Origin of the sequence: Roseateles oligotrophus (genome assembly GCF_025717515.1) — a bacterium.
Lineage (GTDB): Bacteria > Pseudomonadota > Gammaproteobacteria > Burkholderiales > Burkholderiaceae_C > Paucibacter_A > Paucibacter_A oligotrophus.
The window spans coordinates 19,600-31,859 of the sequence record NZ_JAJIRN010000002.1 but is presented as its reverse complement, the minus strand read 5'-3'; the positions used below and the strand labels follow the sequence as shown (position 1 = coordinate 31,859).

10 protein-coding genes are annotated in these 12,260 nt (G+C 63.0%); 3 read left to right on the top strand and 7 right to left on the bottom strand.

The window, feature by feature from the left end:
• Nucleotides 1–79: 79 nt before the first annotated feature.
• Together LNV07_RS03460 and LNV07_RS03455 are read left to right on the top strand one after the other, a co-directional pair.
• Nucleotides 80–526, top strand: coding sequence for a DUF2141 domain-containing protein (locus LNV07_RS03460; protein WP_263569790.1), 447 nt, complete (start codon nucleotides 80–82; stop codon nucleotides 524–526).
• A gap of 17 nt (nucleotides 527–543) precedes the next feature.
• The gene (locus tag LNV07_RS03455) at nucleotides 544–2,109 is read left to right on the top strand and encodes a carotenoid oxygenase family protein (RefSeq protein ID WP_263569789.1); all 1,566 of its coding nucleotides are present in this window, start codon (nucleotides 544–546) and stop codon (nucleotides 2,107–2,109) included.
• Nucleotides 2,110–2,139: 30 nt separating this feature from the next.
• Here the strand turns inward: LNV07_RS03455 and LNV07_RS03450 are convergent, their stop codons facing one another.
• The gene (locus LNV07_RS03450; RefSeq protein ID WP_263569788.1) at nucleotides 2,140–2,394 is read right to left on the bottom strand and encodes a hypothetical protein; all 255 of its coding nucleotides are present in this window, start codon (nucleotides 2,392–2,394) and stop codon (nucleotides 2,140–2,142) included.
• 157 nt (nucleotides 2,395–2,551) lie between these two features.
• Here LNV07_RS03450 and rpiA point away from each other — a divergent pair, with 157 nt between their 5' ends.
• Nucleotides 2,552–3,214: a ribose-5-phosphate isomerase RpiA gene (gene rpiA / locus LNV07_RS03445; RefSeq protein ID WP_263569787.1), complete on the top strand. Its 663-nt coding sequence runs from the start codon at nucleotides 2,552–2,554 to the stop codon at nucleotides 3,212–3,214.
• A gap of 45 nt (nucleotides 3,215–3,259) precedes the next feature.
• Here rpiA and LNV07_RS03440 read toward each other — a convergent pair whose 3' ends face one another.
• The 6 genes from LNV07_RS03440 to LNV07_RS03415 form a co-directional block, all read right to left on the bottom strand.
• Nucleotides 3,260–5,326 carry a sensor histidine kinase gene (locus LNV07_RS03440; RefSeq protein WP_263569786.1) on the bottom strand — a complete coding sequence of 689 codons (2,067 nt, stop codon included), beginning with the start codon at nucleotides 5,324–5,326 and terminating at the stop codon, nucleotides 3,260–3,262.
• Nucleotides 5,327–5,388: 62 nt separating this feature from the next.
• Nucleotides 5,389–7,341, bottom strand: coding sequence for an FAD-dependent 5-carboxymethylaminomethyl-2-thiouridine(34) oxidoreductase MnmC (mnmC, locus tag LNV07_RS03435; RefSeq protein ID WP_263569785.1), 1,953 nt, complete (start codon nucleotides 7,339–7,341; stop codon nucleotides 5,389–5,391).
• A gap of 1 nt (nucleotide 7,342) precedes the next feature.
• On the bottom strand, nucleotides 7,343–8,644 hold the full coding sequence (locus tag LNV07_RS03430) for an MgtC/SapB family protein (RefSeq protein WP_263569784.1): 1,302 nt from the start codon (nucleotides 8,642–8,644) through the stop codon (nucleotides 7,343–7,345).
• Nucleotides 8,641–10,023 (bottom strand): MBL fold metallo-hydrolase RNA specificity domain-containing protein, encoded by a 1,383-nt coding sequence (locus tag LNV07_RS03425; protein WP_263569783.1) that lies wholly within the window; start codon nucleotides 10,021–10,023, stop codon nucleotides 8,641–8,643. Before LNV07_RS03425 ends, LNV07_RS03430 begins: the two co-directional genes overlap by 4 nt.
• On the bottom strand, nucleotides 10,020–10,697 hold the full coding sequence (locus tag LNV07_RS03420) for an NAD(P)H-binding protein (RefSeq protein WP_263569782.1): 678 nt from the start codon (nucleotides 10,695–10,697) through the stop codon (nucleotides 10,020–10,022). The genes LNV07_RS03425 and LNV07_RS03420 overlap by 4 nt, the downstream gene beginning before the upstream one ends.
• Complete coding sequence (locus tag LNV07_RS03415; RefSeq protein ID WP_263569781.1) at nucleotides 10,694–12,199, bottom strand: polysaccharide lyase domain-containing protein; 1,506 nt, start codon at nucleotides 12,197–12,199, stop codon at nucleotides 10,694–10,696. Before LNV07_RS03415 ends, LNV07_RS03420 begins: the two co-directional genes overlap by 4 nt.
• Nucleotides 12,200–12,260 lie beyond the last annotated feature (61 nt).

Here is a 12,260-nt window from a genome sequence, read left to right as displayed (position 1 = left end):
CGCTCCGTCGCTTCGCGCTGGCGGGCGCCACGCCGGGTTCTTAGAGTTCAGTCACTTTCACTGTTCTCAAGGATTCCGGATGAAAACCAAGCAGCCCAGCAGCGCCGTTCGGCTCACCTTTCTCGGTCTGGCCTGCGCCATGGCAATGGCCGCGCCGGCTCGCGCCGTCGAGATGGAGGTCGAGGTCGGCGGACTGACGCAGACCGAGGGCAGGGTGATGGTCGGCGTGTTCACCGACGCCGGCAGCTGGCTTAAAAAGGCCATCACCGGCGGGTCGGCCGAGGCCATTCAGCAAAAAGACGGCAAGCTGCTGATCAAGCTGCAAGACCTGCCCGAGGGTAGCTTGGCGCTGAGCGTGTTTCATGACGTCAACGGCAATGGCAAGTTGGACAGCAATGCCATGGGCATGCCCAAAGAGCCCTATGGTTTCTCGAACAATGCGGCCGGAAGCTTTGGCCCGCCCAAATTCGAAAAGGCGGTGTTTGAAGTCAAACCGGGGTCACGCATCGCCGTGCAACTGAACTGATCGCGAGCACAGTCACCATGCTAAGACGCAATCTGATCAGGGCCGGCGCAAGTTGTCTGGCCGGTATTGGCAATCTCGGCCTGCTGCAAGAAGCACTGGCGCTGGGAGCCGCCGCTGGCTTCTCGACGACGGCGCCCGAGTTGGCACCCTTGCAAGGTTTCTCCGGCGCCGAGGCCTTCGATGCGCGAGACCTGCGCATCGAAGGGCGCCTGCCCGCTGGTCTGCGCGGGGTCTACTACCGCAACGGCCCCGGCTTGATGGCACGCGGCGGGGAGCGCTATCAGCATTGGTTTGATGGCGATGGCTTGGTGCAGGCCTGGACCTTTGGCGACGATGGCGTGCGGCACAAGGCGCGCTTTGTGCAGACCAAGAAGTTCCGGGCGGAAGCCAAGGCGGGGCGCTTTTTGCTGCCGGCCTTTGGCACCAGCTTCCCGGATCAAGACAAGCGGTTGCCGGTGCGCTCCGCCGATGATGTCAACGTCGCCAATACCAGCGTGATGAAGATGGGTGATGGCCGGCTTTATGCGCTGTGGGAGGGTGGCAGTGCCTATGAACTCGATCCTCAAAACTTGGCCACCAAAGGCGTGCGCGCTTGGTCGGACGACCTGGCCGGCATGCCGTTTTCGGCCCATCCCAAGGTGGAGGCGGACGGCATGGTGTGGAACTTTGGCACGCAATCGGGGCAGATGGTGCTCTATCAAATCTCGGCCCAGGGTCGGGTCTTGCGCAGCGAGGTCTTCCCCATGCCCGGCCCGAATGTGAACGGGGCGGCAATTGGCGCGGCGATGGTGCATGACTTCGCGGTCTCACAGCGTTACCTGGTGTTTTTATTGGCCCCGATCGGCTTGGACATGCAAGCCTTGCGTGGTGGTGACAGCATGCTGGGATCCATGCGTTGGCTTGGGGCAGACCCGACCCGCGTGCTGGTGGTGGACAAAGCCGATTTCACCCGCCGATGGGTGCTGGAAATGCCGGCGGCGATGGTGTTCCACTTTGGCAATGCTTGGGATGATGGCGCGCAGATTCGCCTCGACTATGTCGAGGCGCCGCCTCTGCCCGTCGTCAATGAAAGACTGCGCCAGATCATGGTGGGCGAGCGCTCAGAGCCGCAGCATTCGACGCCGCGTTTCATGCGCATCACATTGGGTTCAAGGACTGGAACTGGCGCCGGCCTGAGCCAGGGTCGCATCGACGTGCAGACCCGCGACGAAGCGGTTGAATTCCCGGTGGTGGACCCGCGTGTGGTCGCGCAAGCCTACCGCCATGTCTACTATCCGACCGCCATCGATACCGGCTTGCGCTCGGGCTTCAATGGCCTGATGCATCTGGACATCGAGTCCGGCCGGCGCGAGCGCTTTTGCTTCGGCAATGAGGTGGTGCTGGAGGAGCATGTCTTGGTGCCCAAACCGGGCAGCCGCAAGGAAGGCGAGGGCTGGCTGCTGGGCCTGGGCTATGACAGCAAAGCCCGTCGCTCGTTTGCCTCGGTCTTTGACGCGCAAGCCGTCAGCGCCGGGCCGCTGGCCAGGGTGTGGTTGCCGTACTGGGTCCCCTACGGCTTCCACGGCAAGTTCTATTCGGCATGAATAAGGTGAATGGGGGGTGGATGCAAGCCCTCAGAGTTTGCTTGCATCCAGGCTGGCCATTTGCTCCTCGGCCATTGGGGCGGGCGGGTGACTTTGCGCCGGGCTTAATGCCTTGCTGAACTGTGGTCTCGGTTCACTGGGCCTGTCGGCCGATTCCAGGGCGCCGCTGCCGACCCCCAGCAAGGTCAAAACCGCCAGCATCGAGATCCAGGACTGCGGGTCTTGGCTCAAGCTCAACAGAGTTTTCAGAAGGCTTGCGCGCCCATTCTTGCTTGTCATCATCATTGTCATCACTCCCGGCAAATTCGTCGAAGTGATTTAACTGTATATGCGTACAGCTGTATTTGCAACCAGTTATTGCGCGAAAGTGATGCTGGGGCCATCGCTTGGGCATGGCCGATAATCGACGCCTTGCCTTTTCAGCCCTAATTCTTCAAACAGCATGACCCAAGACGAACTCAAAACCCTGGTCGGCCAAGCCGCTCTCCACTATGTCGAGGCGGGCAGCATCGTCGGTGTCGGCACCGGCTCCACGGTCGACAAATTTATCGATGCGCTGGCCGCCAGCGGCATCAAGGTGGCCGGCGCGGTGTCCAGCTCGGTGCGTTCGACCGAGCGCATGAAGGGCTTGGGCATTCCGGTGCTGGACGCGGCCGAGGTGCAGGGCCTGGGCGTCTATATCGACGGCGCCGACGAGATCGACCATGGCGGCCACATGATCAAGGGTGGCGGCGCGGCGCTGACGCGCGAGAAGATCGTCGCCGACCTGGCCGAGCGCTTTATCTGCATCGCCGATGAATCAAAGCTGGTGCAGGCGCTGGGTAAGTTCCCCTTGCCCGTCGAGGTGATCCCGATGGCCGCCGCGCAGATCGCGCGGCGCTTCGCGGCAATGGGCGGCGTGGCCACGCTGCGTGCCGGCGTCGTGACCGATAACGGCTGCCATATCCTCGACGTGACCGGTCTGCAGATCACCGAGCCGCGCGCGTTTGAGGCCAATGTCAATCAATGGCCGGGCGTGGTGACGGTGGGCGTGTTCGCGCGCAACCGCGCCAATGTGTGCTTGTTGGGGACCAGCGAAGGCGTCAAGACTTTGACTTTCGACTGATCGATTTCGGCTCCTGGAGGCCAGCTTGCGTCGCCTATTCAGAGCTTATATGGGCAGCTTCAGTTCAAACCGGGTGCCGCCGATTCGACTCAAAAGTGGCGCGGGGCTGATCACATTGATTTGCCCGCCCATCAAGTCGACGACCAGGCTGTGCACCATGGCCAAGCCCAGGCCGGCGCCGTCTTGGCCGAGGCGGCTTGAGAAGAAGGGTTCAAACACACGCGGCAGATGGTCGGCCGGGATGCCGCAACCATCGTCCTGCCATTGCAGAGTCAATTGCTGGCCATCGACGCGCACGGCCAGCCGCATGAGGCCGTCGCTACGCCCGGCCAGACCATGGTGCAGGCTGTTTTCAAACAGCTGTTGCAGCACCTGAATGAGTGCATGCGGATGGCCGCGCAATGTCAAGGCTCGCGGTATTTCAAGTTGAAGCGTTGCACCGCGCTGTTTCAGCTGGTTTTGCCAGTTAGCACTCAGGCCCTCAATCAGCCCTACCAAGTTGAAGTCACTGCGGGATTCTGAACTGCTGGGTTGATCCAGCGCCTTGAAGCGCAGCACCAGATCACTGACTCGCTCCAACGCCCGGTCCATCAAGGCGCCGCCTTCGCTCAGCCCCGCCAATAGCTCTTGCAACTGACTGCGTTTCAAACTGCCTTGGGCCGCCTGGCTTGCCAACTCCTGGCTGCGCTCCTGGATGGAGCTGGCCGCCATGCGCGCATTGCCCAGTGGCGTGTTCATCTCATGCGCCATGCCCGCCAGCATACGGCTCAAAGCGAGCTGCTTTTCCTGCTGCATCAAGGCGCGCATGGCTTGGCCTAACTCGTCCGTGCGTTGGCGCACACGCTGCTCCAACTCATCATGGGCTTGCTGCAAGGCGGCCTCGGCCGCAGCCCGTACGCTGGCTTCGGCCTGCACCTTGGCCAAGGCCGCGCTGAGCTCTTGATTGCGTTGCGCCAATGAGATCTCGAGCTCACTGCCGTGCTGGGCCAATTGCTCGTTTTCCTGCAGCAGCCTTGGCCGCTCGATCACCGCGTTGACTGTTTCACCCAAGGCGCGCGCCAGTTCACGTTTGCGGCTGCGCTCTTGTTTGAGTTGCATCAGGCTGGCGCGCAATGCTTGGTCCAGATAGCCCCAACGCTCGCCGAATACGCGCATGGCCTGCAAGGTGGCATCGCGGTGGCCGCTGCTATGCGGCGGGCCATTGATCAGTTCGGCATCCAGTGCCAGCAAGGCATGCCAAGCCTGCTCGCGCTGACCTTCATGACATTGCACAAGCACTTTGCTGACGCGCTCCCAGAGCAGCCAAGATGCTTGCATGGGCTGGCCCTGGCATTGCTCATGCAGCAAACGCAGATGCATGCGGCAGTCCGCCGCCCGGCCCAAGGTGGCGTTGACGACGGCCAGGTTCAAATGCGCCACCAGCTCGGCATAAGCCAAGCCATGTTGCTGGGTGAACAGCAGACCTTGTTGATGGGTGCTCAGGCATTCCTGCCAATAGGTCTTGGCCAACAAGGCATTGCTTTCCTCATTGGCCAGGTAATAGGCCGCCGAGGCCTTGTTATTGAGCAGCAATTGGTGTGTGGCGGGCGACAGCGTGGCGGCTTCTTCTTGCAGCAGTTCGGTGCTGGCCTGGCGCAACTCGGCGTACATCTCGGCCATGAACAGCACCGGGCAGCGGCTGACTTGCATCAGCATGGCCAGCGCCGGATGGCCGCCGCGCTGGTAAAGCTCTGCCGCCATGGCGACGCTTTCAAGTGCCGCATGATGCAACTTCAGGCGGGTTTGTACCCACTGAATCGCACGCCAAGCAGCCGCTTGGGCCAATAGGGCAGCGCGCGCTTGGCCCATGCCAAGCAACTCGCGGGCCCTGAGCAGCAATTCATTCGGGTTTGCATCGGCCTGCATGGACAAGGCCATGATCTGCAAGCAATCAAGTTCGATCGCCTGCTCCTTGCTCAAGGTGGCCGCGCGTATCGCTTGCAGGTGCTGGGTGAAATGAGCCTGCTCAAAGCCAGTGACATGGGCCCGGGCTTGCTGCAGGTTGATTTCTACATCGAGATGACCAAGGGTATCAAGCGCGCCGGGTCGCGTTGCCGAAGCCGGATCGATCATGGTCGAAGCCTCTGTTGGCCTTTTTAGCCTGGGTTATCCCTGTGCATATATTAAACGGAACTTTATGGACCGACCGGTTTGCCGATGGATTTGCCCGTGCGGCGGCCGCGCAGGGCAAAACGCGCCGGGTCAATTGCATCCAGCAAGCTGGCTTCGATGGGGCAGGGCGCGCCGCATATTTGCGCCGCCAGCACCTGCGCGCACAAAGCGGCCCAGCCGATGCCACGTGAACCCAGGCCCATGCAAATGCCCAAGCCGGCTTGACGGGGAATAAAGCGCAGCTGCTCGGCCAGCATCGGCTGGCCTTGGGTGTCCAGATGCGGCAGGCCGCCGACCAGAGGCAGGCGGTCCGGCGTCGCCAAACGCCAGCCGACGCGGCCGCCCTTGGCCTGCAGCTCGGCCGACTCGCGCTCGCCGAGATGCGCCAGCCGGGCGAACTGACTCAGGTTGTGGGCGTGGTCGGTGGCCAGCAATTCGGGCCGCACGTCGCCGTCCTGGCTGGTCGCGCCGCACCACAGGCCGCCGCCTTGATCGGCAATCGCATAACCCAGACCAGCGACGGGCAGCAGCGGTCTTGCATCGGCCCGCTCAATATGGCTGAGCTGACCGCGCTGGCTCATCAAGGGCAAGGGCAGACTCGGGGCCAGGTCTTGCAGCAAGGCCTGACCTTGCTGGCCACCGGCCAATACCAGCAGTGGCGCTTCACCGATCAATTGACCGTCTTGGCTCCAGGCCTGCCAAGTTTCTTCACTGCGGCTCAACCGGGCTACCGTCCGCCCGAACAATTGCCGCGCAGCACTGGCTTCGAGCAAGGCCCCGGCATAGGCGGCCGGCTGCAAGGCGCCGCCACCTGGATAAAACCAAGCCGGCAGGCCTAACTGCAGCCCGCTGCGGGCCTCGGCCTCGGTACTGCTCAGCGCCTGCACATAGTCGCAAGGGAGCCCCAGTCGGTCGATCAGCGCTTGCATCTGCGCCAAGTCGCGGCTGCTCTCTATCCGCAACAGACCGCGCTGGCGCCATGGCAGCGCGGGCAGGCGATTCAACACGCGCTCTGTCTCGATTGCGCAAGCACGGTTGAAGCGAGCATGCAAGCCATCGTCTGGATTCAAGGTGCCGTGGAACAGGCCGGCCGGGTTGCCGGAGGCCGCCATCGCCGGCCCGACCTGGGCGTCAACGATGGTGCTGCGGATGCCGTGCTCGGCCAATGCCCAGGCGCAAGCCGTACCCGCCAGCCCGGCGCCGATGATCAGCGCATGGCGGGCCGCTGTAGCCAGGGCCAGTCGCCCCACGGGTTTTTGAATTTGATGTCTCGGCGTGAAGCGAGCCACGCACATGCCGCCCTTGTTGGCAAAGCCGCGCTGACGCAGGGCGCTGAAGCCGGCCGCCGTCAAACCCTCACGAACGGCGGGGGCGACGCTCCAGGATGCGGCGGTGGCCCCGTGAGCGGCGTGGCGCGCAATCGCCTTGAATAGGTGCTTGTCCCACATCTCCGGGTTTTGCTTGGGATTGAAGCCATCCAGATAGAAGGCATCGACCTCGGCCACCAACTCGCGCAGCCAATGCTGAGCGTCACCTAAGCAGAGCAGCAATTGGACTCGCCCGGCGGCGAAACTCAGTCTGTGCAGATTGGGCGTCAGCGGCGGCCAGGCTTGGCAGAGCTGGGTTGCCAACTCGGGCAATTCGGAACTCAGGTGGGCTTGCCTGAGGTCGGCCAGGCGCAGTGGGTGTTTTTCTATGCTGATGAAGACCAAGCGCTGGCTGCGCGCCGGGTCTAGTTGCCAGGCATGCCAAGTAGTTAAAAAATTATTGCCCAGCCCGAAGCCGGTTTCCAGGATCACGAAATCCTGGCGATGGGCCCAGCGCATCGGCAGCTCATTGCCGGCCAGGAAAACATGGCGGGCCTGCTCCAGCGCACCGGCGCGGCTGTGATAGACATCGGCGAAGGCCGGGGCCGAAGGTGCAACGGGGGCGGAGAAGTCGATCTGAGCGGGGATGAGGGGCGGCTGGGTCTTCATTTCAGGGGCGCAGTATCAGCCATAGTGCTGCGGCGGCCAGCGCCCAGCTGCTCAGCAAGACGCCGGCAACGATCAAGGCAAATCGTCGCCCGCCGGTCAGCCAAGCGGTGACGGCGCGGGTCAGGCTATTGCTGGCGATGGCAGCCAACACACCCTTGCACATCAAGCCTTGGTCGATTTGGCCTGCCTGAGCAAGACCCGCCAAGGACGCGACCGGTGAATGCGCGTCGGCCAAGCCGGCCAGCATCACGGCAGCAAAGAGTCCCGAGCTGCCAAATTTTTTCTCGGCCCAACTGACCAAGACCGCAACAGCGCTGAGCAGCAGGGCAATCAGCGCCGCTTCCTTCAGCCGCAGCGGCCCGCCTTGCTGTGGCTTGGTCGGTGCCGAAACCCTGCCGTCCTTGATGCCGCGCCTTGCTTGGCGTGCCAGCAGCAGACCTGCGGCGCCGGCCACCAACATGCCTGCAGCGCCCAAAGGCAAGAACTTGCCTGCTGCCTGTGGGGCCATCGCAAACAGCATCAGGCAGGCTTGCAGCCAGGTGGCGGCGGTAGACATCACCGCGCCCGAGGCGCAGGCCAGCTGCAAATGCGGCTCCGCCTTGGCGCGATGCCCCATGGTGGCAATGGTCGCCGTGCTGGACACCAGACCCGACATCAGGCCCGATAGCGCCAGGCCGGTCTGCGCGCCCAGCAAGCGCAATGCCACATAACCGACGGCTTGCAGACCCAGCAGCAGCAGCAGCAAGCCCATCATGGAATGCGCCTTCATGCCGGCCAGCCAGGGTAAGGGCTCGGTCGGCATGATGGGCAGCACCACCAGCACCAAGGCTGCCAGCAGCAACCCATCATGCAATTCGTCCTCGCGCAGCAGGCGTGTGGCAAAGCGGTGCAGGGCCGTGCGGGCGCTCAGCAAGGCGGTCAGGGTGACGGCGGCCGGCGCGCCCAGCAGCGGGGCTTGCACGCAAAGCACACCGATCAGATAGGTGGCCAGCAAGGCCATTTCGGTGGTCAGGCCGGGATCCCGTTCGCTGCTGCGAAAGTAGGCCATCGCCGCCAGCACCGTGACGGCCAAAGCGCCCACAGCCACCAGGCCCGGCACGGCCATGCCATGGGCCAAGGCGCCGGCCAGCGCGCTGATGGTGAAGGTGCGCAGGCCGGCCGGTTCAAGTTCACGCCCGCCACGGTGGCCGCGGCCTTTGTGCCGTTCGCGCTCAAGACCGATCAGCAAGCCGCTGCCCAGCGCGGCCAACAGACCCATCGCCAACGCGGCGTTGGCGCCAAATGCTTGTTCCAGCAGACTCACAGCTCGACCGTTTCTCCATGTTGAGGCACGCGCACCGGCCAGCCCAGTTCATCCTGAATGCGGCTGCGCAGCGCGTCGCTGGCGGCCGGCTCGCCATGCACGACGAAGACCTGGCTGGGCGCCTTCTTGAAGCCACGCAGCCAGGCCATCAGGCCGTCGGCATCGGCATGGCCGGAGAAGCCCTCCAGATGGCTGACCTCCGCGTTGACGGCCACATATTTGCCGTGCAGCTTGATTTCACGGGCACCTTCGACCATCTTGGCGCCGCGGCTGCCACCGACCTGAAAACCGGGGAAGGCGATGTGATGGCGGGCTTGCGGGGCCAGCGTTTCGATGTAGTTCAAGACACGGCCGCCGGTGGCCATGCCGCTGGCCGAGATGACGATGGAGGGTCGGCCTCTTGTCGAGGCCAACGAGGCGGCCAGCTTGAGCGAGTCGGCGCCCTTGGTGACCAATTGCACGCCCTCGCACAGACCGGCCGCCTCTGAGGCCGCAATGCGCAGCAGCTTTTTGTGCTTGATGGTCAGTTGGGTGGCCTGGGCCGCCATCGGGCTGTCGAGATAGATCGGCACATCTTGAGCCAGCTCGCCCGTTTCGCGCAGGCGCTGCAGCACCAGCAGCAAGGACTGCGCGCGGCCGACCGCAAAGCTGGGCAGCAGCACCGAGCCGCCGCGCTTGAAGGTGTTGCGCAGAATTTGCGCCAGCCTGGTCTGCACATCTTCGGCCGGGTGCAGGCGGTTGCCATAGGTGGATTCGATCAACAGCACATCGGCCGCCTCAATGCGCTGAGGCCCCGGCATCAAGAGGTCGTTATTGCGCCCGATATCGCCTGAATACACCAAGGTCTTGCCCTGGGCGCTAATGCTGATCGCACAGGCGCCCAAGAGATGGCCGACCGGCACGAAGCGAATCTCGGCCTGACTCTCGCCATGCCCCAGCTTCAGGCGACCGTCGCGCGGCAGACCGACAAAATGCGTCAGCGCTTTCTTGGTGTCGTTGACGGTGTAAAGCGGCAGCGCCTTGGCATGCTTGCTGGTGCCTTGGCGGTTGGCGCGGCGGGCATCTTCTTCCTGTAAATGCGCACTGTCCAGCAGCAAGACCTCGCACAGATCGCGGGTCGCACCGGTGGAGAAGATCTGCCCCTTGAAACCCTGGCTGCGCAGCGCCGGGATATAGCCGCTGTGATCCAGATGGGCATGTGAAAGCAGCACGGCGTCAATGCTGGCGGCCGCTAGGCCCAAGCCGGCCCAGTTGCGTTCACGCAGCTGCTTGTAGCCTTGAAACAGGCCGCAGTCGAGCAGCAGGCGCTGCTCCCCAAGATCAAGCAAATGACGGGAGCCGGTCACGCAGTCGGCGGCGCCGAGGAAGCTCAATTTCATATTGCACCCAGGGTTTGCAGATGATCGGATTCCAGCACTTGCAGTGCGGCGCCTTCTTGACTTAAGGCAAGGATGAGGGCGCGGGCGAGCACGTCGGCCTGGATCGGCCGCCATTTGGCCGGAATCAGCGAAGCCATTGGTTTTGTCAGGCGCAGCGCCCAAGCCTCACCGCTTCGCCTGGCTTGGCCCAATTGTTCCCGGTTGCCGGCCAACAGCGAGGGGCGCGCGATCACCAGGCGATCGAAGCGCAATGCCGCCAAGGCCTGTTCCATCTCACCTTTGGTGCGGTTGTAGAAGACGCGGGAAGCCGGGTCCGCGCCGAGTGCCGAAACCACCGCACAAGCGCTGGCGCCGGCCGCCCGCGCGGATCGAGCCACATTCACCACGGCCTCCAGGTCAAGCGCTCGAAAGGCTGCTTGTGAGCCAGCGAGGGCCAAGGTGGTGCCCAGGCAGATGAAGACGGTGTCGGGCTTGGCCAAGTCGCTTGAACCCAAGTCCGGCATGGCGAAATCGACTTGATGGTGATGCAGTCTGGGGCTGCTGGGTAAATCGTTAACCGGGCGGCGCAACAAGGCGTCGATCTGGACCGGCTGCTGTAGCAATTGGGCCAGCAAGGCTCGGCCGACCAGACCAGTGGCGCCGGCCAGCCAAACTCGCTGCTTGAGGTGGCTCATGGCGACTCGCGACCTGGGGCGGCCTTGAAACAGTCCGCTTGCTGGGATCTGATTGCCCCGGGCAGGCTGCTTGACCCCCGGGCCTGACCGCAAAAATCATCGGCGATCAGGGGTAGGGCCGGGATGCTCTCGACGCCATTGCGCCAGCGCAAGTCGAGGCCATCGGGGTTGTGAAGGTATTCGCGCAGTTCCAGGACTTCATTCATGCTGACGTTCGTTCGCGATCCGTCGCGTTGGCGAATTCGGCCATCAAGCAAATTGCCATAGACGGTGGCCGAGGATTGCGGGCCACGGACATCGATGCCGGCGGTGTTGATCAAACTGTTGTGCGCCGCCAGGATGGATGTCGATTGGTTGATGTCGATGCCGAAATCATTGCAATGCGCAATCACATTGCTGCTGGCGACCCCTGCTTGATGCTCGGCGGTACATTGCTCGCGGCAGAAACTTTTATCGGTGCTGGAGCCGCCAAAAGACAGACCCACGCGGATGCCGGGATTGCTGCCGGATTGAGTTGTGCAAACGATCAGATTGCGTTCAAGCCGGCCGCCATGTCCGCCGCCCCTGAGTAGCATGCCGTAAGCAATTTTGTTGCCCTCCGACTTTGAAATATTGCTGATGTGGTTGTCCGTCACTTGCCAGCGGTTGGCGCCGACGATATCGATTGGCGCCACCAATCGCTGCGTCGCCCGCGCTCGGCTATTGGTGAAGGTGTTGAACTGAATCAGCCCATCATCGGGCCAAGCCTCGTCTTCGCCGTTGACACGGATATGGGCGTTGAACTCCTCGATCAAATTGTTGCGCAGCACGGTGCCGCGTGCGCCGCCGACAATATGAAAGGCATGTTCGCAATTGCCTTGCTCCTCGCACAAGCCACGCAGATGCAGGTTTTCAAACACCCAGAATGGATGGGCCACTCGAAAGCCCACCGCGCTGCGAGTTTCCAGTCTCACCGTGCCAGGTTTGCTGGCCCGCACAGTGATCGGGAACTCCGGCTCGCCCGCAGCTTTGGTGACCATTGCTCGGTTGATGGCGTAGCGGCCCGGCGCTATCAAAATCGTTTGACCGGCGCGGACGTTTTGCATCGCTCGAAGCAGCTCGGCGCTGCTGCTGACGCGCAGGTCACTCGCATTGCCGAGTGGCGCGTCGGGGTTTGGCATCGCGGATTCAGCTTGGGCCTGACCTTTGGCCGAAAAATGAATCGGCGCGAAGCTGAAACTCTGCTGGCCTTTGCTCAGGCTGGGTAACTTGGTGTCGGGAATCGGCCGCTCGATGCTGGCTTCCACCGCCGCCAAGACCGGCAGCATGATGCTTTCCAGATACTCATGCCCCAGCAGCCGTATCCTGGCATAACGAATCAACTCGCCGGGCGTGCGCTCCTTGTACTCGTCCCTGAGCTTTTCGAACTCAAACTGACGCAGCAACAAATAGCCGATCAGCAGTCCGACGGCAATGACGGCGGCAACCAGCCACAGCAGCAGCTTTCGCGGGGAGAGTTTCATCTAATGTCTTCACAAGGCCAGCAAGTCCGGCATTGTGGAGCGGCAAGGCGCTGCACGCCGC